The organism is Celeribacter indicus (assembly GCF_000819565.1).
GTDB classification, from domain to species: Bacteria; Pseudomonadota; Alphaproteobacteria; order Rhodobacterales; family Rhodobacteraceae; genus Celeribacter; species Celeribacter indicus.
Genome location: NZ_CP004393.1, coordinates 3,539,095 through 3,559,762, shown reverse-complemented (window position 1 = coordinate 3,559,762; position 20,668 = coordinate 3,539,095). Strand labels below are relative to the sequence as shown.

Below are 20,668 nucleotides of genomic sequence, written 5' to 3'. Positions count from 1 at the left end.
GAACGCCGCCATGCCCGAAACCGCCGCCGTCGCCGCCGACATGGTGCAGAGCTACCTGCGCGTGCGCCGCGCGCTCGGCGTGGTCGCGCTCCTGCTGCCCTTCGCACTCATCGCCGGCGGGCTCGCGACCGAAGGCGGCCTGCGCGACAGCGTCTCGGACTATTTCTATTCCCTGCTGCGCGAGGTCTTCACCGGCGCGCTCGCGGCCATCGGCGTCTTCCTTCTCTCCTATCGCGGCTACCGCCGCCTGCCGGGAGAGATGGTCTCCGACCGCACGCTCTCCGCCCTGTCCGGCATCTCCGCGCTGCTCATCGCCTTCTTTCCTGCGCTCCAGAGCTGTGCCGCGGGGATCGAGGCCTGTCCGGCCGTGCTCACCCTCACGCAGCGGCTGACCTCGCCGGTCTTCTCCGCCCGCGTGCACAACCTGTCCGCCATCGTCTTCTTCCTCTGCCTCGTGGTCTTCACCCTCGTGCAGTTCCCCAAGGAATCCTCGGCGGTGCGCCCCGCGATCTACCGGATCTGCGGTTACGGCCTCATCGCGACGCTTCTGGCGATCGTCGTCGCCTTCGTGCTCGGACGCTGGGGCGGGGAGGCGGCGGCAGAGGTCGTTGCCCGCCACAATATCCTCTTCTGGGGAGAGGCGGTCGCGATCTGGATCTTCGCGATCGCCTGGCTGACCAAGGGCAGGGCCGATCTCGCCCTCATCGACACGCTGCGGGCGATGCGCGGGCAGGGATGACGGCCCCGCCGGGGCGCTCCTCCGCCGCCCGGAGGACCGCCCTGCGGCTGGTCCTCCGGGCAAGGGGGCCGGTCCGGCGGGGCCATCGCGCAGGATGGCGCGGCGGCGTCAGTTCCAGCAGCTCACCAGCACCGTGAGATCGCGGCCGAGCCGGAGGAGATCCGTATCCGCCACGCCGGAGACCTCCTCGCTGCCGGTGACGGTCACGCCGTTGGCGGAGAGGAAGGTTGCGAGTTTCTCCATGTCATAGGCGAAGGCCACGCCCTCGGGCAGGGTGCGGCCGTCTTCCCCGGCGAGGGCGCCGTCGGAGGCGAGCATGCCGATCACGGCGCCGCTGGTGCTGAGCAGCGGGCCGCCCGCCTCGCCGGGCACGGTGGTCATGGCGAGGCGCAGCACGTCCTCCTCGCCCGCGAGCCCGCGCTGTTCGGCCACGGTGCCGTAATTCAGCGTCGGCGCGCCGAGACGCCCCTCATAGGCATAGCCCGATACAGACACCTCGGACTGGAGCCGCGGCAGCCTGCCGTCGAAGCGGGCCACGGCGACGGGGGCGAGGGGGTCGGCAGGCGTCAGCAGCGCCATGCCATCCTCCTGCGCGCTCACGGTCGCCTCGTAGGTTTCGTCGAGCGTGATCCGGGCGCACTCCTGCACGAGGTCGGAGGCGGTCAACACCCGGCCTTCGCCATCGACATAGAACCCGCTGCCGGCCCGGTCGGGGCGACGGATCTCGAGCCCGGCGAGCAGGTCGATATCCTGTTCGGCGCCCTCTCCATAGGCGTCGGGCAGCACGCCCGTGGTGGGCGCGAAGGAGGTCCTGAGCGCGTCGAGCGCCAGCGTGCGGCGCTGTTCGTCGCCCCTGGGCCAGATCAGCACCCAGCCCTTCACCGCGCCGCCGGCCAGCCGCGCCTCGGCATGGGTGACGACATTGGCATTCGCCCCGGTCAGCACGAAGCTGTCCGCGTCGCGCGCGCGCTCGCCTTCGAGCGGCACGATCTCGAGCGTCTGCATGATCTCGTAGAGCCCGCCGAGCGTCGCGCCGTCGCCCGACTGGGAGATCAGGAGGACCTGGACGCCGCTGTCGTCCGCGGAGCCGTATTTCGCGAAGGGCGGGGCATATTCGTCGAATTCCACGAGGCCCATCGGCAGGGTGACGGAAATTCCCGCGACATCGTCGGTGACGGGGGCGAGCCCGAGGCTGTCGACCACCTCGCGATAGGCCGAGAGCACGAGGCCGCGCTGGCGCGTGGTCAGAACGCCGGTCGGCTCATAGCCGTTCGCACTCTGCCAGGCGGCCATGGCGTTGCGCGTGCCGGGACCGAAGGCCCCGTCGACGGTCGAGGTGTAGAACCCCGCGAAGCCGAGCGCCGTCTGGAGCGCCTCGCGCGCCGGGCGGTCGAGCAGGCGTTCGGAGGCGCGGGCCTCCGCCGGGGTTTCCTCCGGTTCGGGGGCGGGAAGCTCCGCGGCGGGCAGGGCGGCCAGTTCGGTCCCCTCCGCGCCGGGCGCATCCGACAGGGGCTGCTCGCTCACCGCCGGCGGCGTCGCGCTCTGCGCCAGATCCGACAGCGAGGCCCCGACCGGCCAGAACGGCCGGCCGAAGCGTTCGCCCTCCGTCAGATAGGCATCGCCCGGAATGAGGCCCTGCGCACGCAGCGCGAGACGCGCGGCGTCAGCCTCCTCGGCGGTCGCATAGGGGCCGAGCGCGATGGCGTGCCAGCGCCCCGGCAGGTCGAAGCCCACGACATTGGGAAAGCGGGCGGCATAGCCGCGCGCGGACTCCGTGGCCTCGGTCAGCGTGGGCTGCGCCTCGATCTGGATCCACTGATCGGCGAAGGCCGCGGAGGCGGTGAGAAACAACGTGGCGACAACCGGGAGCGGCGCGCCGACAAGTGACCTTTTCATGAAAACCTTATTCCTGTCGCTCGGGGTTCGACCCGTTTTGATGTGCGTGCCAGAGAGAAGACAGGTTTGTGCCGGAGGTCAACATCCCGTCGGCTGGAAACCCGTGAAAACGCCGCCTCTGTGGCCGCAAAACTGCGCGAGCGCGGGCTTTGCGCTGCCTTTCGATTGACGCCCTCTCCGGGCTTGGCTAGGGATGGGCCCGCATTCCGAGACAGCTTGCGAAGGTCCATCCCCCATGTCCGAGACGCCCGTGAAACCGCGCTCCTTCCAGGAGATCATCCTGCGCCTTCAGGCCTATTGGGCCGCGAAGGGCTGCGCGATCCTCCAGCCCTACGACATGGAGGTGGGCGCCGGTACCTTCCACCCGGCCACGACGCTGCGCTCTCTTGGCTCGACGCCCTGGGCGGCGGCCTATGTGCAGCCCTCGCGCCGCCCCACCGACGGGCGCTATGGCGAGAATCCGAACCGCTTGCAGCATTATTACCAGTACCAGGTGCTGATCAAACCCTCGCCGCCGGACCTCCAGGATCTCTATCTCGGCTCGCTCGAGGCCATCGGCATCGACACGGAGCTGCACGACATCCGCTTCGTCGAGGACGACTGGGAAAGCCCGACGCTCGGCGCCTGGGGGCTGGGCTGGGAAGTCTGGTGCGACGGGATGGAAGTCAGCCAGTTCACCTATTTCCAGCAGGTCGGCGGCCATGACTGCCACCCCGTGTCCGGGGAACTGACCTATGGGCTCGAACGGCTCGCGATGTATGTGCTCGGCATTGATCATGTGATGGACATGCCCTTCAACGACCCGCAGGCGCCGATCGCACTCTCCTATGGCGACATCTTCCGCCAGACGGAGGAGGAATATTCGCGCCACAATTTCGACGTGGCCAATACCGAGGTACTGCTCCGGCATTTCGAGGAGGCGGAGGCGGAATGCCACGCGCTGCTCGACCAGCCGGCGGAGGATCCCAAGACCGGAAAGCGGATCGTCATGGCCCATCCCGCCTATGACCAGTGCATCAAGGCCAGCCATATCTTCAACCTGCTCGACGCGCGCGGCGTGATCTCGGTCACCGAACGCCAGGCCTATATCGGCCGGGTGCGCGCGCTGGCGAAAGCCTGTGCCGATGCCTTCGTGCAGACCGAGGCGGGCGGATACGTGGTCGGGGCGGCCGGGTAAATGAACGGGAAACTCGTCGCAGGCTTCATCGTGGTTCTGGCTGTCGTATTCGGGGCGGGGCTCTATTATTTCCAGGTCTACGCCTATTACGACCGGCTCGACGCCGCCGCGCCCGCCGCGCAGATCCACGCCACGGGCTTCGCCGGCGCGTCCGAGGACATTCTCGCGGAGAATTTCGAGGGCATCGACGCCGACACCTCGCCGATCCGGTTCCGGGCCTGTTTCACCACGCCGCTGTCGCTTTCGATGATGACGGAGAGTTTCGTCCCCTATGAGCGTCCCGCGCCGCTCGTCGCGCCGAACTGGTTTTCGTGCTTCGACGCGAACCGGATCGGCGAGGACCTGGAGGCCGGGAAGGCCGTCGCCTTCATGGGCGAGGAGAATATTGAATATGGCATCGACCGCGTGATCGCCGTCTATCCCGACGGGCGCGGCTATGCCTGGAACCAGATCAACCATTGTGGCGAGGCGGTCTTCGACGGCGACCCGACCCCCGCCGACTGTCCGCCTGCTCCGCAAGGAAACTGACCCATGCCCGATTTGCTGATCGAACTCTTTTCCGAAGAAATCCCGGCCCGGATGCAGACCCGCGCCGCCGAGGATCTGAAGGCGCTGGTGACCAACGGTCTCGTGGAGGCGGGGCTGACCTATGCCTCCGCCGGCGCCTTCGCGACGCCGCGCCGTCTGGCGCTTTCGGTCGAGGGCCTTCTGGCGCAGAGCCCGACCACCGTCGAGGAGCGCAAGGGGCCGCGGGTGGACGCGCCCGAGAAGGCGCTCGAGGGGTTCCTGCGCGGGGCGGGGGTGACGAAGGACGCGCTCGAGATCCGCGACGAGAAGAAGGGCAGGGTCTATTTCGCGAAGATCACGAAGCCGGGCCGGCCCGCGGCGGAGATCGTGGCCGAGGTGCTCGAGGCGACGGTGCGCAACTTTCCCTGGCCGAAGTCGATGCGCTGGGGCGCGGGCAGCCTGCGCTGGGTGCGCCCGCTCCACGCGATCACCTGCATCCTGGTGCGGGAGGACGGGGCCGAGGTCGTGCCGCTCGAGATCGACGGGATCGCGGCGGACAACACCGTCCGGGGGCACCGCTTCATGTCGAAGGGCAGTTTCAGGGTGACCTCCTTCGAGGATTACACGGCGAAGCTCAAGCAGAATTTCGTTGTGCTGGACGCCGGGGAGCGGGCCGAGCACATCTGGCACGACGCCACCAACCAGGCCTTTGCCCAGGGGCTCGCGCTGGTCGAGGATCGCGGCCTTCTGGACGAGGTGGCGGGGCTCGTGGAATGGCCCGTGGTGCTGATGGGGGAGATCGGGGCGGAATTTCTCGACCTGCCGCCCGAGGTGCTCCAGACCTCGATGAGGGAGCATCAGAAATTCTTTTCGGTCCGCAATCCGAAGACCGGGCGGATCGAGAAATTCGTGACCGTCGCCAACCGGGAGACGGCGGACAACGGCGCGACCATCCTTGCGGGCAACCGCAAGGTGCTCTCCGCACGCCTGTCGGATGCGAAATTCTTCTGGGAGAATGACGTGCGGATGGTGGAGCGCGCGGGCCTTGCGGCCATGGCCGCGCCGCTCGAACATGTGACCTTCCACAACAGGCTCGGCTCGCAGGCCGCGCGCATCGCGCGGATCGCCGCGCTCGCGCGCCAGATCGCCCCCGTGGTCGGCGCCGATGCCGACGAGGCGGAACTGGCCGCAAAGGTGGCCAAGGCCGACCTGTCCTCCGAAATGGTCTATGAATTCCCGGAATTGCAGGGGATCATGGGCCGCTACTACGCGAAGAAGGCGGGGCTGTCCGATGCCGTGGCGGACGCCTGCCGCGACCATTACTCGCCGCTCGGCCCTTCCGACGCCGTGCCGACGGAGCCGGTCTCCGTCGCCGTCGCGCTTGCCGACAAGCTCGACACGCTGACGGGCTTCTGGGCGATCGACGAGAAACCGACGGGGAGCAAGGACCCCTTCGCCCTGCGCCGCGCGGCGCTGGGGGTGATCCGGCTGCTGCTGCTCAACGACGTGCGCGTGAAGCTGGACCGCTTCATCGACGCGCAGCTTCTTGCGCACAAGATCGCGGCAGTGGACGAGACGGACGGGATCGTCGACACGCTGAAGGAAATCCTCGACGAGATCGCCGGGCACGGCGTCTTCGGCGCGGCGTTCGACGCGATTGCCGACAGGCTCTCCGATGCGGAGAAATCGCGGGTGAAGGACGTGGCGGGCGGGCTGCCGGACGTGTCCGACGACCTCCTCTCCTTCTTCCACGACCGTCTCAAGGTCTTCCTGCGAGACGAGGGCATTCGCCACGACGTGATCGACGCCTGCCTTGTGATGGAGGGCGCCGATGATGTCACGCTCCTGGTCAAGCGCGCGCGCGCGTTGCAGGAGGTGCTCGAGACCGAGGACGGGGCGAATCTCATCCAGGGGTTCAAGCGCGCCAACAACATCCTCACCCAGGCGGAGGAGAAGGACGGCGTCGAATACAGCTTCGGCCCCGACATCAAATTCGCCGAGACCGGCGAGGAACGCGCGCTCTTTGCGGCGCTCGACGTGGCGGAGACGAAGATCGCCCCGGCGATGGCGGAGGAGGATTTCGCCGCCGCGATGGCCGCGATGGCGGTGCTGCGCCCGGCGGTCGATGCCTTTTTCGAGGCGGTGCAGGTCAATGCGGAGAACGAGGTGGTGCGGCGCAACCGGCTGAACCTGCTGAACCGCATTCGCGCGATCTGCCTTTCCGTCGCGGACCTGAGCCGGGTCGAAAGCTGACGCGCGTTCTGGCGCAGCGGACACGATTGCGGCGTCATCGGGACACCGCCGGACGATTGCGGTTGCGCGGCAAAGGGGCCGGGGCGTAACCTTTGCCGCGAAAGGGAGGTGCCGCAGTGCAGCAAGAGAGCGACATCCTCGGGTTCACCCGCATTCGCCGCGTCGCCCCGGTTTCGGTGGCGACCCATGGCGGGCGGGCGAAATGCCTCCAGCGGCTGATCCGCCTCGATCTGCCGGTGCCGGACACGGTTGCCCTGTCCTTTGACGCGGTGCATCGCCTTGCGGAGGGGCAGAGCTTCGACATGCAGGCGTTGCTGCGCGTCTTCGGGGACGCCCCGCTCCTGTCGGTGCGCCCCTCCTCGGAGGATCCCGACTGGGGCGGACCGGGGGCCGTGCTCAATATCGGCATGAACGACGCGCGCCACGCGGCGCTTGCCCGGACCCACGGCAAGGAGGCTGCGGATTCGCTCTACCTTCGGTTCGTGCAGACATTCTCGGTTCATGTGGAGCGTCTGGACCCGGAAGTGTTCGAATTCGACAAGTCCACGCCGGTCGCCGAGGCGCTGAAAGCGGCGCTCACGGCGCATGAGGACGAAACCGACGAACCGTTTCCGCAGGATCCGGCGGTGCAGCTCGGCCAGGTGCTGCGCTCCATGGCGCGGGCCTGGGAGGGGACCAGCGCGCGGCTCCTGCGCCAGGCGAAGGGCGCGCCCGCCGATGCCGGCCTCGGCCTCATCGTGCAGGCGATGGCGCTCGGTCTCGGGCCGGGGGAAAGCGGCGCGGGCGTGATCCAGCTCATCGACAGCGACACGGGCGAACCGATGATCAAGGGCCGCTACCTGCGGCAGGCGCAGGGACGGGAGGCGCTCACCGCCAACGGGGATGCCATGTACCTGACGCAGGACGAGCGCGGCTGCTCGCTCGAGGAGGCCGAGCCGGAGCTCTTCGCGCAGCTCGTCGCCACGTCCGGCCTCTGCCGCAGCCGGCTGCGCGAGGAGATGCAGGTCGAGTTCACCATCGAGAACGGGCGCCTCGCGATCCTCGACGCCGTGCGCGCGCCGCGCAGTTCCCGCGCCGCCCTGCGCGCTGCGGTGCAACTCGCCGAGGACGGGATCATTCCGAAGGAAGAGGCGATCTGCCGCGTGCCGGCGCGGTCGCTCACCGAGCTTCTGCACCCGCAGGTCGATCCTTCCGCCCCGCGCGAGGTGATCGCGAGGGGGATCGCCGCCTCGCCCGGCGGCGCGGTCGGGCGGATCGTCTTCAGCTCCTCCGCCGCGCAGAGCTTCGAGGCGCGGGGCGAACATTGCATCCTCGTGCGGCGCGAGACCACGCCCGACGACATCCGCGGCATGCACGCCTCCGTGGGCATCCTGACCGAACGCGGCGGGGTGACCTCCCACGCTGCGGTGATCGCGCGCGGCATGGGCGTGCCCTGCGTCGTCGGCGCCTCGATCCGCATCAACTCGCGTGAGCGCACCCTGACCTTCGAGGACGGCTATACCCTCTCCGAAGGGGAGATCCTGACGCTCGACGGGGCGAAGGGGGAGGTGATCCGCGGCGCGGTGGAGATGCTGCCGCCGGTGAAGGATCACTGGTATCTTCAGCTCATGGACTGGGCCGACGCGATCCGCGACATCGGCGTGCGCGCGAATGCCGACACCCCGGCGGATGCGGCGATGGCGCGCGACTTCAAGGCGCAGGGGATCGGCCTGTGCCGCACCGAACACATGTTCTTCGAGGGCGACCGCCTCACGGTGATGCGGGAGATGATCTTCGCCGCGACCAACGAGGACCGGATCGAGGCGATTTCGCGCCTGTTGCCGATGCAGAGATCTGATTTCATAGAGCTTTTCCGGATCATGGAGGGGTTGCCCGTCTGCATCCGCCTGTTCGATCCGCCGCTGCACGAATTCCTGCCCGCCGACCGCGAAGGGGCGAAGGAGCTTGCCGAGGCGCTCGACCTGCCGCTTTCGGACGTCACGCGCCGGATCGAATGGCTGTCGGAATTCAATCCGATGCTCGGCATGCGCGGCGTGCGCCTCGGCATCACCTTCCCGGAGATCTACGAGATGCAGGCGCGCGCGATCTTCGAGGCGACGATCGAGGCGAGCAAGCATGGCGCCCCGGTCGTCCCGGAAATCATGATTCCGCTCGTCTCCGCCAAGCGCGAGGTGGAACTCGTGAAGACGCAGATCGACGCGGTGGCGGCGGCGGTCAAGAACGCGACGCGCAGCGAATTCACCTATCGGCTCGGCGTAATGGTGGAGACGCCGCGCGCCGCCCTGCGCGCGGGCGAGATCGCGCAGCATGCGGCCTTCCTGTCCTTCGGCACCAACGATCTGACGCAGATGGCCTACGGCCTGTCGCGCGACGACGCGGGGCGGTTCATGAACGCCTATGTGCAGCAGGGCGTCTTTCCCGAGGACCCGTTCCACATGCTCGATTTCGACGGCGTGGGCGAGCTTTTGAAGATCGGCGCGGAACGCGGTCGCGCCGCACGGCCCGACCTGACCCTCGCGGTCTGCGGCGAGCATGGCGGCAACCCCGAATCTATCGCCTTCTGCCGCGACGCGGGCTTTGATTACGTGTCCTGTTCGCCCTTCCGCGTGCCCGTCGCCCGGCTTGCTGCAGCGCAGCTTGCCGCCGATGTGCCAAAATAGCGACAGGTTGTCGTCAAAACGCTGAAAACAAAGGCTCTGACAGGGTCATGACAGAGGTTTTCGGGCCCTTGTGCGCGGGATCTCTTGACAGGTCCGAAAGGACCTCCCGCCCCCTCGGGTGGACCTTCCCGACGAATTCGCCTATGTCCGCCGCCGGACACCGAACCGTGAAGCCCGATTTCCGGGCGCAATGGAAGGCAGAGACATATGCGATTTACGACGAGGCTCAGGGCGGTCGCGCTTTCGGCCGCGATTGGTTTATGCGCGGCTCCGGGCGCAGGTTTCGCGGATATCACCGTAAGCCATGCGAACGATCCCGCCCTTGCCCTGGGCAGCGAAGTCAACGCGCTTCTCGCGCGGGAACGCAGCGGATTGCAGAACCTGGACGAGGGCGCGATCGCGCGTCTTCTGGCCCATCTGAGGCCGAGGGCGGACGCCCCGGAGGGGACACTCGAATACACCGGGGATTTCCTTGCGCGTCAGCCGGCGGCGAGCGGTGGCGAAGAGTGGCAATGCCTCGCGGAGGCGCTCTATTTCGAGGCGCGCGGCGAGAGCGTGAAAGGCCAGTTCGCCGTGGCCGAGGTCATCCTCAACCGTGTCGCCTCCCCGGCCTTTCCAGGCACCGTCTGTGGCGTCGTCCACCAGGGGACGGGCCGCAAGTATCAGTGCCAGTTCAGCTATACCTGCGACGGCCATGCCGAGGTGATCGCGGAAAAGGGCGCATGGCAACGGGTCGCGAAGGTCGCGCGGCTGATGCTCGACGGCGCGCCGCGGCGGCTGACCGGCGGCGCCACCCATTACCACACCCGCGCGGTGACGCCCCGCTGGGCGCGCAGCTTTCCCCGCACCGCGCAGATCGGGGTGCATTTCTTCTACCGCATGCCGCGGGCGTGACGCCCGATCACGGATTTGTTTCAGGCCCCGCCGGGAAAACGGCGGGGTTTTGCTCTTTCCGGCAAAGCGCGGGCGGCGGGGGCATTTGATCTTGGAACGACCCGGCGAACGCGGTAGCTAGGCCCTTGTAACAGCAGGAAAGGGCGGGATTTGTCCGAGATATGTCAGGCCTTCGATCATCCCGAAGCCCGTGCCGCCGCCACGGCCGGCGAGGCGCCGCATGACCGGATCTCCCTGCGCGATCACGTCGTCGAGGTGGAGATCGGCGCCTTTCAGGCCGAGCGTGGCGTGCGCCAGCGCGTCTCCTTCAACATCGTGGTGGAGCTGACCCCGCTGGACGGGCCGATCGACGACGATGTGGACCGGATCCTGTCCTATGACCGGCTGACCGAGGCGATCCGCACCGAGCTCGAGGCGGAGCGGCTCAACCTTCTGGAAACCCTTGCCGAGCGCATCGCGGAGCGGATCCTGCTCGAACCGCGGGCGTTCCGGGTGTTCGTGCGGGTCGAGAAGCTCGATCGCGGGCCGGGCGCACTCGGCGTCGAGATCGTGCGCTCCTCCGGGCAGTTGGGGGAGCGTGCGGCGCAGATGGCCGCGCCGGTGCCGCACCCGCTCGTGGTGCATCTGGGGCCGGAGGCGCTCGCCCATCCGCGGCTGTCGGACTGGATCGACGCCTGCGAGGCCGACCCGCGGCCGGTGATCCTGACCGTCGGGCTGCCCGGAGGCGAGCGGCCGAAAGCCGACAATCCCGCGGTGCAACGGCGGATCGAACTGCTGGCGATCGAGCAGAACGCCTGGGTGCTCGCGGGGCGGGACGCACGCTGTGTCGTGCGCGCGACGCGGACCGAGCTCGACTGGGCGATGAAGCAGGGGCAGATCTCGGTCTGGGCCCCCTCGAAAATGGTGCTCGACGCGGTCCATGGTCCGAAAGGCGGGGTCGGGGACTGTGTCGCCTGGCTTGCCGCCGAGCTTTCCGCGATCGCGCTTTTGTCTCTCGGGGCGGCCGGGATCGCCGGCGCGACCCGTCTCGACCCGGACGGGCCGGTGGATCTGGGCTGACCCATGGCCGCGACGATGTATTACCGCCCGATCCCGTCGACCGATGCCGCGCGGCCCGAGGGTGCGCTGACGCTCGCCGGCGGCTGGACCTGGTTCGACCGGGTGGAGCTTCTGTCCCGCGACGCGGCGCCGAGGATCATTCCCGCGCGGGATCTGCCGGAGGAGATCCGCACCCGCCTCACCGCGCCGCGCGCGCCGGTGGCGGGGCTCGACCTGTCGCGGCCCGCGCTGATGGGCATCCTGAACGTCACGCCGGACAGCTTTTCCGACGGCGGGCTGTTCGCGACGCCCGAGGCGGCGCTCGAGCACGCCCTCGCGATGGTGGCGGACGGGGCCGACATCCTCGATATCGGCGGGGAGAGCACGCGGCCCGGTGCCGCCTATGTCGAGACCGGCGACGAGATCGCCCGCACCGCGCCGGTGATCGCGGCGATCCGCGGCGGCGCAAACGTGCCCGTCTCCATCGACACGCGCAAGGCGGCGGTGGCACAGGCGGCGCTCGCCGCGGGCGCGGTGCTCGTCAACGATGTCTATGCCTTCACCCATGACCCGGACCTCGCGCGCGTCGTCGCCGGGGCGGAGGTGCCCGTCTGCCTCATGCATGCGCAGGGCGATCCCGAGGTGATGCAGGCGGATCCGCGCTATGACGACGTGCTGCTCGATGTCTACGATTTCCTCGCGGCCCGTATCGCGGCGGCGGAGGCGGCGGGCATCCCGCGCGCGCGCATCCTCGTCGATCCGGGCATCGGGTTTGGCAAGACCGTGGCCCATAACCTCGCGCTGCTGCAACGGATCTCGCTGTTTCACAGCCTCGGCTGCGGCATCCTCCTCGGTGTGTCGCGCAAGGCGTTCATCGGCCGGATCGGAGCTGCGCCCGAACCGCGGGAGCGTGCGCCGGGCTCCGTCGCCGCGGCGCTCGCGGGTTTCGCGCAGGGCGTGCAGATTGCGCGGGTCCATGACATCAGGGAGACGCGCCAGGCGCTCAGGCTCTGGCGCGCAGTGACCACGGGGAGAGAGCCATGACACGTAAGCTTTTCGGCACCGACGGGGTGCGCGGGCGGGCGAACAGCGCGCCGATGACGGCGGAGATGGCGCTGAAGCTCGGTGCGGCGGCGGGGCGGTATTTTCGCCGCGACCGCTCCCGCGAACACCGCGTGGTGATCGGCAAGGACACGCGCCTGTCGGGGTACATGTTCGAGACGGCGATGACGGCGGGCTTCACCTCCACCGGCATGAACGTCTTCCTCCTCGGGCCGGTGCCGACGCCGGCGGTGGGGATGCTCACCACCTCGATGCGGGCCGATGTGGGGGTGATGATCTCAGCCTCGCACAATCCGGCGGAGGACAACGGGATCAAGTTCTTCGGTCCCGACGGGTTCAAGCTCTCCGACGAGGCCGAAAGCGAGATCGAGCGGCTGATGGAGGAGGGCGTCGAAGCGGCGCAGGCGGCCAATATCGGGCGCGCGAAGCGGATCGACGACGGCCGGTTCCGCTATAACGAGCGGGTGAAATCGACCCTGCCGCGCGGGATGACGCTCGCCGGGCTGAAGGTCGTGATCGACTGCGCCAACGGCGCGGCCTATCGTACCGCGCCCGAGGTGCTCTGGGAGCTCGGTGCAGAGGTGATCCCGGTGGGCACGGCGCCGAACGGGTTCAACATCAACGACTGCTGCGGCTCCACCCATCCCGCCACCGCCGCCGAGGCTGTGGTCGCCCATGGGGCGGATGTGGGCATCTGCCTCGACGGGGATGCGGACCGGGTGATGATCCTCGACGAGAACGGCATCGTGGCCGACGGCGATCAGCTCATGGCGCTGATGGCGCAGCGCTGGGCCGAGCAGGACAGGCTCGCGGGCGGGGCGCTCGTCGCCACCGTGATGTCCAATCTCGGGCTCGAGCGCTTTCTCGAGGGGCGGGGCCTCCGGCTCGAGCGGACGGCCGTGGGGGACCGCTACGTGGTGGAGCGGATGCGCGCGGGCGGCTTCAACCTCGGGGGGGAACAGTCGGGCCATATCGTGATGACCGATTACGCGACGACCGGCGACGGGCTTCTCGCCGGGCTCCAGTTCCTCGCGGCGATGGTGGAGACGGGGCGGCGGGCCTCCGAGATCGCGAAGGTCTTCGATCCTGTGCCGCAGCTTCTGAAGAACGTGCGATACGGCACGGGGCAAAAGCCGCTCGAGGCCGCGGGCGTCAGGGCGGCGATCGCCGATGCGGAGGCGAAGCTCGACGGCAACGGGCGGCTCCTGATCCGCAAGTCCGGCACCGAGCCCCTGATCCGGGTCATGGCCGAGAGCGTGAGCGAGGCGACGCTTTCCGAGGCTGTGGAGATGGTGGTGGCGGCGGTGCAATCCGCGACGCGCTGATGTTCGAACAGGACAGGACAGAGGCGCCGCGTTGCGGTGCCTCGGGTGCCGGCTGTCGTGAAAAGACAGGCGTCAGCGCCCGATGTCAAAGATCAGCCCGGTCGAGACGACGCCATAGACCCCGTCGTCATAGCCGGTGGCGGCATTGATGAAGAGATGCTTGTAGTTGACCTGAAGCGAGGGGGCGAAGCCGGTATAGCCCTCTCCGAAGGAGTGGAGATAGGCGCCGACGATCCCCGCCTCGGCATAGGGCCCGATCTGCCACATCTTCGCGGCCGACAGGTGCAGCGAGACGTCCGCCATGCTGTCGCGATAGGCCCCGAAGGTATAGTTCAGCCCGCCCGCGCGTTCCGCCCATGTGAACAGCAGGCCGGGGTTGAATTCGGTGAAATCGTCGCCGTCGTCCTCCCCCCAGTCGCCGTAGTGATGCGAGGCGAGCGGGATCAGCGCGTAATCCGGCGCGAGATCGGCGGCGGCGAGCGGCGTGGAGAGCGCGGCGGCGAGGGCGGCGCGGAGGGTCGTCTTGAGCATCGGAGTCCGGCGGTGTGGCGTTTCGGTCGCCTCCTGTTTAGCGCGGGCGCGGGAGGGGCGTAAGGCCTCCGGACGGCTTTTTCGTGTCACGCGCCGCCGCTGAACGGCGTCATCATCAGGCTCATGGCGGCGTTCATCAGCGTCCAGATCACCCCCGCGATCTTCCACCCGATGCCCGCGCCGCCCTTCGGCTTCGCAAGCCAGACCGCACGGGCCACGAACAGCAGGTAGATCCCGAACAGCGCGAAGACGACGGGGATCAGGACGTAGAACGGTGGGATCGCGAGCAGCAGGATATAGACCGGGATGAAGAACAGCGCGGCGAGGTAATTGCCCGCCCAGAAGGTGTCGCCAAGGCCCTCGCGGCCGGCGAGCAGGCTCTTCCAGAAGCCGAAGGTGAACATCCGCGCCCGTTCCGCGCGGATCTCGCCCTCGTTCTCGGGCGTGAGGTCTTCCGGCGTGTGCTCGTCGTGCTCGGGCATGGTCTGTCTCCTTTGCCTTATCCTGCGCAGGAAAGGGGACGCCCGGCAAGGCGCCCTTTCGCCGCGTCCCCGTCGCGGCCATGTCCGGCCCGACGCAGAAAGGGGCGCCCGATGGACGCCCCTTTCCCGCATCGCCCGCGGCGCAGGCTCAGTTGCGTTCCTTGTCCACCATCTTGCCGGCGGTGATCCAGGGCATCATGGCGCGGAGCTTCTCGCCGGTCTGTTCGATCAGGTGCTCGTCGTTCAGACGGCGCGTACCCTTGAAGAACGGCTGGCCGACGGCGTTTTCCTGCATGAAGTCACGCACGAACTTGCCGGTCTGGATGTCGGTCAGAACCTCTTTCATCGCCTTTTTCGTGGCTTCGTAAGGCACCACGCGCGGGCCGGAGACGTATTCGCCGTATTCCGCGGTGTTGGAGATGGAGTAGTTCATGTTCGCGATGCCGCCCTCGTAGATCAGGTCGACGATCAGCTTCACCTCGTGCAGGCATTCGAAATAGGCCATTTCCGGCGCATAGCCGGCTTCGACCAGGGTTTCGAACCCGGCGCGGATCAGCTCGACGAGGCCGCCGCAGAGCACGGCCTGTTCGCCGAACAGGTCGGTTTCGCATTCCTCGCGGAAATTGGTCTCGATGATGCCCGACCGGCCGCCGCCGATGGCGGAGCAATAGGACAGGCCGATCTCGAGCGCCTTGCCGGAGGCGTCGTTATGCACCGCCACCAGACAGGGCACGCCGCCGCCCTTGGTATATTCGCCGCGCACGGTATGGCCCGGACCTTTCGGCGCCATCATGATCACATCGACGCCCGGCTTCGGCTCGATCAGGCCGAAATGCACGTTGAGGCCGTGGGCAAAGGCGATCGCGGCGCCTTCGCGGAGGTTGTCGTGGACGTATTTCCGGTAGGTGTCGGCCTGGAGCTCGTCGGGCATGGTGAACATGATCACGTCGCACCAGGCGGCGGCTTCGGCGATGCCCATGACCTTCAGCCCTTCGGCTTCGGCCTTCCGCGCCGAGGGGGAGCCTTCGCGCAGCGCAACGACGAGGTTCTTCGCACCCGAATCGCGCAGGTTGAGCGCATGGGCATGGCCTTGCGAGCCGTAGCCGAGGATGGCGACTTTCTTGTCCTTGATGATGTTCACATCGCAATCGCGATCGTAATAAACGCGCATCGGGCGCTCCTTCTCGTTCGTTCCTTGGGCGACTTCGTGAGTCTGGGCGCACTATCGGGCGTTTCACGCTCCGGCGGCGTTCAAAATTTGACGGAAATTCGGAAATATGAGATAAGTAATTCTCGATTTTGGCAAATTATGAAGAATCCATGCAAGTCGATGACACCGACCGCCGCATCCTGCGCCAGTTGCAGGCAGAGCCCGATGCGTCCGTGGCGGACCTCGCCGACCGGGCGGGGGTGACGCCCGCGACCTTCGCCCGCCGCCTCGAGCGGATGCGGGCGGGCGGCGTGCTGCGCGCGATCCGGGAGGAGGTCGACTGGCGCGCCCTCGGCTATGGCGTCGAGGTGTCGCTGCGGATCACCCTCGACAAGACCGAGGCGCGGGCCTTCGACGAATTCATCGCCGCCGCGCGGGAGGTGCCGGAGGTGATCTCCATCGGCACCTTCCTCGGGCGTGTCGATGCGCGGCTTCTGGTGATCGCGCGCGACATGGCCGACTACCAGCACATCTATCGCGACAAGATCCTGACGCTTCCGCACATGACCGATATCGAGGCGCTGATGCAGGTCGCGACGATCAAGGACGCGCAATCGGTCCCGCTGTGAGGGGGAGGTGAGGGGGACGGCATGATAGAGCTCGACGAGATCGACCGCAGGCTCGTGCGCGCGCTCTGCGCCGATGCGACGCAATCGGCGGGGGCGCTCGGGCGGGAACTGGGGCTCAGCCAGCCCGCCACCTGGCGGCGGATCAGACGGCTGCGCGAGGCGGGGGTGTTCGGCCCGCGCCGCCGCGTCGATCTGGATCTGGAGGCGCTGGGCTTCGGCGTGATGGTGTTTCTTGGCGTGAAGCTCGCCACCAAGGGCCGTGTGTCGCTCGACGATTTCGAGCGCGCCGTGCGGGCGATCCCGGAGGTGCAGACCGTGCAGCACGTTCTGGGGCTTTTCGACTACCGCCTGCGCGTGGTGGCGCAGGACCTGCCGGATTTCGAGCGGATCCTGCGGCGGCGGATCATGACCCTGCCGGGGGTCGGCAATGTGGAGGCGAATGTGGTCCTGTCCGAGGAGCGGTTGCCGGGGCCGCTCTGAGCCTCATTCCGCCGCCGCGTCCGGCGCCTTTCGCCGCGGAAGCCGGGCGTAGCCCGTCACCATCGGCCAGACGAGATTCTCGCCCTTGCGCCAGCGGTACCAGACGATCGCGCCGATATGGCCGAGCACCATCACGAGCAGCAGCGTCGAGAGCGGTTCGTGCCAGGACAGCGCCCAGCGGGCGGTTTCCAGCGACACGTATTGCGCGAGCGGACCGACATTGATGTAATCCTCCGGGTCCGAGAACAGGCCGGAGAGCACCTGCATCACCAGCACGACCAGAACGCCGACGACGAAGATCGCGCCCACCGCGTTGTGGCCATGGCTGTGCGAGGGCCTGTCGGAGGGCAGGGTGCGCGCATAGGCGAGCACCCCTTTCGGCCCTTTGACGAAATTGGCGAACCGTGCCGTCGGCGTCCCGACGAAGCCCCAGAGGATCCGCAACACGACGATCGCTGCGACGGTGTAGCCCGCGTAGAAATGCAGCGTCATCTGGTCCGGGCCGAACTTGCCCAGCCCCCACGCGGTCGCGAAGGCAATCACCAGCGCCCAGTGCAGGACGCGGACGACGGGATCCCAGAGATAAGTTTTTTCAAGCACTTCGGACATCGGTTCGCCTTTGTTCACGTCGCTTCAGAAATCGGCAGCACGATAATCGTCGTGGCATGCCTTGCAAGTGCCGCCGAGCTTGCCGACCGCGGGTCGCAGCGCGTCGAGCCCGTCCCCGGCGACCGCATCGAGTTCCACGACCGCGTCATGGAGGGCCTTGCCCTTCTCCTGCACGCCGGGCATGTCCTCCCAGAGCGCGGGGCGCGCGCGGGTCTCGCCGGGCAGCTCCGAGGTCGAGGTGCCGGGGGCGAAGAGATCGGCGGTAGTATAGCCGAGAAGCGTCAGCATGTCCTGTGCGGACTGGCGCGCGGTCTCCGCGTCATACGCCGTCTTTCCCTGCGCCATCTCCGCGAGCGGGGCCATTTCGAAGCCCAGAAGCGTGTAGAAGGCCCGGCGCGCCTTGGCGGTCTCGGAGGGGGAGTCGGCATGGGCGCCGGTGGCACAGATCACGGCGGCGGCGCCGGCGAGCAACAGTTTCTTCATCGGTGGGGTATCCTTCCTGAAGCAGGGGTGATCGCGCGTTCTCCGCCAGTCTCCTCAAATATCAATGGAATTGAATGTGACAAAGGGACCGCACTCCCGCGGTGCGGCGGGAATGCGGTCACATTTTCGTCAAATCACTGAAACATATCCGGGTTTCAGTCTCCGAGGATGCGGGTCACCATCTCCGTCACGTCCCGCGACAGGCCGGTCTTTGCGCGGATGCGCTCCAGTGCGGCGCGGATCATCGCCTGGCGGTCGGCGTCGTAGCGCCGCCAGGTTTCGAAGGCTCCGGTCATTCGTGCGGCGGTTTGGGGGTTGAGCGCGTCGAGGGCGATGATCTGGTCGGCCAGAAGGGCGTAGGCAGCGCCCCCCGCGTGGTGGAAACCGGCGTGGTTGCCGGGGAGCGCGCCGAAGACGGCCCGGAAGCGGTTCGGATTTTTCATTGTGAAATCAGGATGATGAGACAGGTCGCGCGCGACATCGGCGGCGCGGGCGGGGGCGGCCAGGGCGACTTGGAGGGCGAACCATTTGTCCATCACGAGGCGGTCGTGGCGCCACATCTGGCCGAAGGCGGCGAGTTCCTCCTCGCCGAGGCCCGCGGCGAGCAGCGCGGCGAGGGCGCCGGCCTGTTCGGTCATGTTGTCGGCCTTTGAAAACAAGGCCTTGGCCTCTTTCCCCGCATCGAGGAGGGTCAGCAGCGAGAGCACCGACAGCCGCAGCGCGCGTTTGCCGGAGCCGTCGGCATCGGGCACGAAGGCGCCGGTTTCCATCTGTCGGAATACCGTCGGCAAAGCGTCGGACAGATGTCGGGCAAGACTTCCGCGCAGCGTCTCGCGCGCGTCGTGGATCTTTTGCGGATCGGGGGTGACGCCCGCGTCGAACAGGGTCTGGGCGAGATCGTCCTCGCCGGGCAGGCCGAGCACGAGGGCGCGGAAGGCCGGGTCGAGGCTGTCGTCGGTGAGCACCGCGCGGATCGCGTCGAGATAGTCGCGCGCCGGCGGGGTGTCCTCGAGGATCAGCGCGACGAGCGTGTCCTTCGCGAGCATCCGGCCCATTTCCCATTTCTGGAAGGGATCGGTGTCATGGGCCAGCAGGAAGGCGCGGGTGGCGGCGTCCATCTCGCGTTCGAGGATCACGGGGGCGGAGAAGTCGCGCAGGATCGAGGCGACGGGGCGCGCGCCGAGCCCGTCGAAGGTAAAGCTCTGCGTCGCCTCGGTCATCTCGAGCACCCTGGTTTCCACCACCTCGTCGCCGTTCGGGCCGATGAGGCCGACGGCGATCGGGAGCACCTGTGGCGCCTTGTCGGGCTGGCCGGGCGTCGGTGGGGTCGACTGGGCGAAGGTGAGGGTCAGCCTGCCCTCTGCGAAGCTCTCGGAGACCTTGAGGCGCGGCGTGCCCGCCTGGCTGTACCAGCGGGCGAATTGCGACAGGTCGCGCCCGGTCGCATCCTCGAAGGCCTTGAGCCAGTCCTCGATGGTCACCGCCTCGCCGTCGTGGCGTTCGAAATAGAGGTCGCAGCCCTTGCGATAGGCCTCGTCGCCGATCAGGCGGCGCAACATGCCGATGATCTCCGCGCCCTTCTCGTAGACGGTCGCGGTGTAGAAATTGTTGATCTCGACAAAGCTCTCGGGCCGCACCGGATGGGCCAGCGGGCCGTTGTCCTCGCGGAACTGGCGCGCGCGCAGGGCGAGCACTTCCTCGATCCGCTTCACGGCATGGGAGCGCATGTCGCCGGAGAACATCTGGTCGCGGTAGACCGTCAGCCCCTCCTTCAGGCAGAGCTGGAACCAGTCGCGGCAGGTGATGCGGTTGCCGGTCCAGTTGTGGAAATATTCATGGGCGATGATGCCCTCGATGCGCTCGAAATTCGCGTCGGTCGAGGTCTCCTTCGAGGCGAGCACACAGGAGGAGTTGAAGATGTTCAGCCCCTTGTTTTCCATCGCGCCCATGTTGAAATCGTCCACCGCGACGATGTTGAAGATGTCGAGATCGTATTCGCGCCCGTAGGTGTCTTCGTCCCATTTCATCGACTTCCTGAGCGCCTCCATCCCGAAGGCGCATTTGTCCTCGTCGCCGGGGCGGACCCAGATGTTGAGCTCCACATCGCGCCCGGAGGCCGTGGTGAACCGGCCGGGATGGTTGACGAGCTCGCCCGCGACGAGCGCGAAGAGATAGGCGGGCTTCGGCCAGGGGTCGTGCCAGACGGCGAAGCCGTCGCCGCGCTCCACCGGATTGCCGTTCGAGAGCAGCACGGGTAGGTCGCTTTCCACGCGCACGGTGAAGACGCCCATCACGTCGGGACGGTCGGGGTAATAGGTTATCTTGCGAAAGCCCTCGGCCTCGCATTGGGTGCAATACATGCCGTTCGACATGTAGAGCCCTTCGAGCGCGGTGTTGGTCTCGGGCGAGATCTCCACCTCGGCCTCGAAGACGAAGGGTTTTTGCGGCAGGTCGGCGGAGGCGATGCGCAGGTGGGTGTCGTCCACCTCCATGTTGACGATCGCCCCGTCCACGGTCGCGGCGATGAGCTGAAGCTCCTCGCCGTTCAGCACCAGATCGCCGCGGTTGAGCTCGTTTGGAACGAAGGTGATGCGGGAGATCACGCGGGTCGTGCGGGGCGCGAGGCGGAAGGTCAGCGCCACGTCACGGACCCAATGATGCGGCGCCTCGTAATCCCTGAGGAAGATCGTTTGCGGGGCGGGGGTGGCGTCTTTCATCGGATGGACCTTTCGCGGATGGAACCTGCTTTTCGA

The 20,668-nt window shown here is 67.7% G+C and carries 18 protein-coding genes; 11 read left to right on the top strand and 7 right to left on the bottom strand.

The genetic code is table 11. From position 1 onward, the window contains the following. Window positions 1–10: 10 nt before the first annotated feature. Complete coding sequence (locus P73_RS17555; protein ID WP_043870570.1) at window positions 11–739, top strand: hypothetical protein; 729 nt, start codon at window positions 11–13, stop codon at window positions 737–739. A gap of 108 nt (window positions 740–847) precedes the next feature. On the opposite strand, the gene P73_RS17550 is transcribed toward P73_RS17555, so the two are convergent. Beyond that, window positions 848–2,635 carry a trypsin-like peptidase domain-containing protein gene (locus P73_RS17550; protein WP_043870569.1) on the bottom strand — a complete coding sequence of 596 codons (1,788 nt, stop codon included), beginning with the start codon at window positions 2,633–2,635 and terminating at the stop codon, window positions 848–850. Between the two features lie 235 nt (window positions 2,636–2,870). On the opposite strand from P73_RS17550, the gene P73_RS17545 reads away from it, so the two are divergent. From P73_RS17545 to glmM, 8 genes are all read left to right on the top strand, one after another. Then, window positions 2,871–3,812 (top strand): glycine--tRNA ligase subunit alpha, encoded by a 942-nt coding sequence (locus P73_RS17545; RefSeq protein ID WP_043870568.1) that lies wholly within the window; start codon window positions 2,871–2,873, stop codon window positions 3,810–3,812. After that, entirely contained in the window at window positions 3,813–4,340 is a 528-nt protein-coding gene (locus P73_RS17540; protein ID WP_043870567.1) for a DUF6446 family protein, read from the top strand. Between the two features lie 3 nt (window positions 4,341–4,343). Next, window positions 4,344–6,572, top strand: a complete 2,229-nt coding sequence (gene glyS / locus P73_RS17535) for a glycine--tRNA ligase subunit beta (protein WP_043870566.1) — start codon at window positions 4,344–4,346, stop codon at window positions 6,570–6,572. 116 nt (window positions 6,573–6,688) lie between these two features. Next, window positions 6,689–9,232, top strand: coding sequence for a putative PEP-binding protein (locus P73_RS17530; protein ID WP_082033286.1), 2,544 nt, complete (start codon window positions 6,689–6,691; stop codon window positions 9,230–9,232). Between the two features lie 207 nt (window positions 9,233–9,439). After that, window positions 9,440–10,126: a cell wall hydrolase gene (locus tag P73_RS17525; protein WP_043870565.1), complete on the top strand. Its 687-nt coding sequence runs from the start codon at window positions 9,440–9,442 to the stop codon at window positions 10,124–10,126. Window positions 10,127–10,276: 150 nt separating this feature from the next. Next, window positions 10,277–11,185, top strand: coding sequence for a dihydroneopterin aldolase (locus P73_RS17520; protein WP_043870564.1), 909 nt, complete (start codon window positions 10,277–10,279; stop codon window positions 11,183–11,185). 3 nt (window positions 11,186–11,188) lie between these two features. Then, on the top strand, window positions 11,189–12,208 hold the full coding sequence (folP, locus tag P73_RS17515) for a dihydropteroate synthase (RefSeq protein WP_139267115.1): 1,020 nt from the start codon (window positions 11,189–11,191) through the stop codon (window positions 12,206–12,208). Beyond that, the gene (glmM, locus tag P73_RS17510; protein WP_043870563.1) at window positions 12,205–13,551 is read left to right on the top strand and encodes a phosphoglucosamine mutase; all 1,347 of its coding nucleotides are present in this window, start codon (window positions 12,205–12,207) and stop codon (window positions 13,549–13,551) included. Before folP ends, glmM begins: the two co-directional genes overlap by 4 nt. A 72-nt stretch (window positions 13,552–13,623) precedes the next feature. Here glmM and P73_RS17505 read toward each other — a convergent pair whose 3' ends face one another. From P73_RS17505 to ilvC, 3 genes are all read right to left on the bottom strand, one after another. Then, window positions 13,624–14,082 carry a hypothetical protein gene (locus P73_RS17505; RefSeq protein ID WP_043870562.1) on the bottom strand — a complete coding sequence of 153 codons (459 nt, stop codon included), beginning with the start codon at window positions 14,080–14,082 and terminating at the stop codon, window positions 13,624–13,626. Window positions 14,083–14,168: 86 nt separating this feature from the next. After that, entirely contained in the window at window positions 14,169–14,564 is a 396-nt protein-coding gene (locus P73_RS17500) for a hypothetical protein (protein ID WP_043870561.1), read from the bottom strand. A 148-nt stretch (window positions 14,565–14,712) separates the two neighbouring features. Then, window positions 14,713–15,735, bottom strand: coding sequence for a ketol-acid reductoisomerase (gene ilvC / locus P73_RS17495; RefSeq protein ID WP_043870560.1), 1,023 nt, complete (start codon window positions 15,733–15,735; stop codon window positions 14,713–14,715). 149 nt (window positions 15,736–15,884) lie between these two features. On the opposite strand from ilvC, the gene P73_RS17490 reads away from it, so the two are divergent. After that, window positions 15,885–16,343, top strand: coding sequence for an Lrp/AsnC family transcriptional regulator (locus P73_RS17490; RefSeq protein WP_043870559.1), 459 nt, complete (start codon window positions 15,885–15,887; stop codon window positions 16,341–16,343). Window positions 16,344–16,364: 21 nt separating this feature from the next. Continuing rightward, the gene (locus P73_RS17485) at window positions 16,365–16,823 is read left to right on the top strand and encodes an Lrp/AsnC family transcriptional regulator (protein ID WP_043870558.1); all 459 of its coding nucleotides are present in this window, start codon (window positions 16,365–16,367) and stop codon (window positions 16,821–16,823) included. Window positions 16,824–16,826: 3 nt separating this feature from the next. Here the strand turns inward: P73_RS17485 and P73_RS17480 are convergent, their stop codons facing one another. From P73_RS17480 to pepN, 3 genes are all read right to left on the bottom strand, one after another. After that, the gene (locus P73_RS17480; protein ID WP_052453386.1) at window positions 16,827–17,432 is read right to left on the bottom strand and encodes a cytochrome b/b6 domain-containing protein; all 606 of its coding nucleotides are present in this window, start codon (window positions 17,430–17,432) and stop codon (window positions 16,827–16,829) included. A 24-nt stretch (window positions 17,433–17,456) separates the two neighbouring features. After that, window positions 17,457–17,915, bottom strand: a complete 459-nt coding sequence (locus P73_RS17475) for a c-type cytochrome (RefSeq protein ID WP_043870557.1) — start codon at window positions 17,913–17,915, stop codon at window positions 17,457–17,459. Window positions 17,916–18,070: 155 nt separating this feature from the next. Then, window positions 18,071–20,632: an aminopeptidase N gene (pepN, locus tag P73_RS17470; RefSeq protein ID WP_043870556.1), complete on the bottom strand. Its 2,562-nt coding sequence runs from the start codon at window positions 20,630–20,632 to the stop codon at window positions 18,071–18,073. Window positions 20,633–20,668: the final 36 nt, after the last annotated feature.

What these genes read in the sequence shown, in the direction of transcription:
- P73_RS17555 (WP_043870570.1), top strand. Translation starts at nt 11, where the DNA reads ATGCCCGAAACCGCCGCCGTCGCCGCCGACATGGTGCAGAGCTACCTG.
- P73_RS17550 (WP_043870569.1), bottom strand. Translation starts at nt 2,635, where the DNA reads ATGAAAAGGTCACTTGTCGGCGCGCCGCTCCCGGTTGTCGCCACGTTG.
- P73_RS17545 (WP_043870568.1), top strand. Translation starts at nt 2,871, where the DNA reads ATGTCCGAGACGCCCGTGAAACCGCGCTCCTTCCAGGAGATCATCCTG.
- P73_RS17540 (WP_043870567.1), top strand. Translation starts at nt 3,813, where the DNA reads ATGAACGGGAAACTCGTCGCAGGCTTCATCGTGGTTCTGGCTGTCGTA.
- glyS (WP_043870566.1), top strand. Translation starts at nt 4,344, where the DNA reads ATGCCCGATTTGCTGATCGAACTCTTTTCCGAAGAAATCCCGGCCCGG.
- P73_RS17525 (WP_043870565.1), top strand. Translation starts at nt 9,440, where the DNA reads ATGCGATTTACGACGAGGCTCAGGGCGGTCGCGCTTTCGGCCGCGATT.
- folP (WP_139267115.1), top strand. Translation starts at nt 11,189, where the DNA reads ATGGCCGCGACGATGTATTACCGCCCGATCCCGTCGACCGATGCCGCG.
- glmM (WP_043870563.1), top strand. Translation starts at nt 12,205, where the DNA reads ATGACACGTAAGCTTTTCGGCACCGACGGGGTGCGCGGGCGGGCGAAC.
- P73_RS17505 (WP_043870562.1), bottom strand. Translation starts at nt 14,082, where the DNA reads ATGCTCAAGACGACCCTCCGCGCCGCCCTCGCCGCCGCGCTCTCCACG.
- P73_RS17500 (WP_043870561.1), bottom strand. Translation starts at nt 14,564, where the DNA reads ATGCCCGAGCACGACGAGCACACGCCGGAAGACCTCACGCCCGAGAAC.
- ilvC (WP_043870560.1), bottom strand. Translation starts at nt 15,735, where the DNA reads ATGCGCGTTTATTACGATCGCGATTGCGATGTGAACATCATCAAGGAC.
- P73_RS17490 (WP_043870559.1), top strand. Translation starts at nt 15,885, where the DNA reads ATGCAAGTCGATGACACCGACCGCCGCATCCTGCGCCAGTTGCAGGCA.
- P73_RS17485 (WP_043870558.1), top strand. Translation starts at nt 16,365, where the DNA reads ATGATAGAGCTCGACGAGATCGACCGCAGGCTCGTGCGCGCGCTCTGC.
- P73_RS17480 (WP_052453386.1), bottom strand. Translation starts at nt 17,432, where the DNA reads ATGTCCGAAGTGCTTGAAAAAACTTATCTCTGGGATCCCGTCGTCCGC.
- P73_RS17475 (WP_043870557.1), bottom strand. Translation starts at nt 17,915, where the DNA reads ATGAAGAAACTGTTGCTCGCCGGCGCCGCCGCCGTGATCTGTGCCACC.
- pepN (WP_043870556.1), bottom strand. Translation starts at nt 20,632, where the DNA reads ATGAAAGACGCCACCCCCGCCCCGCAAACGATCTTCCTCAGGGATTAC.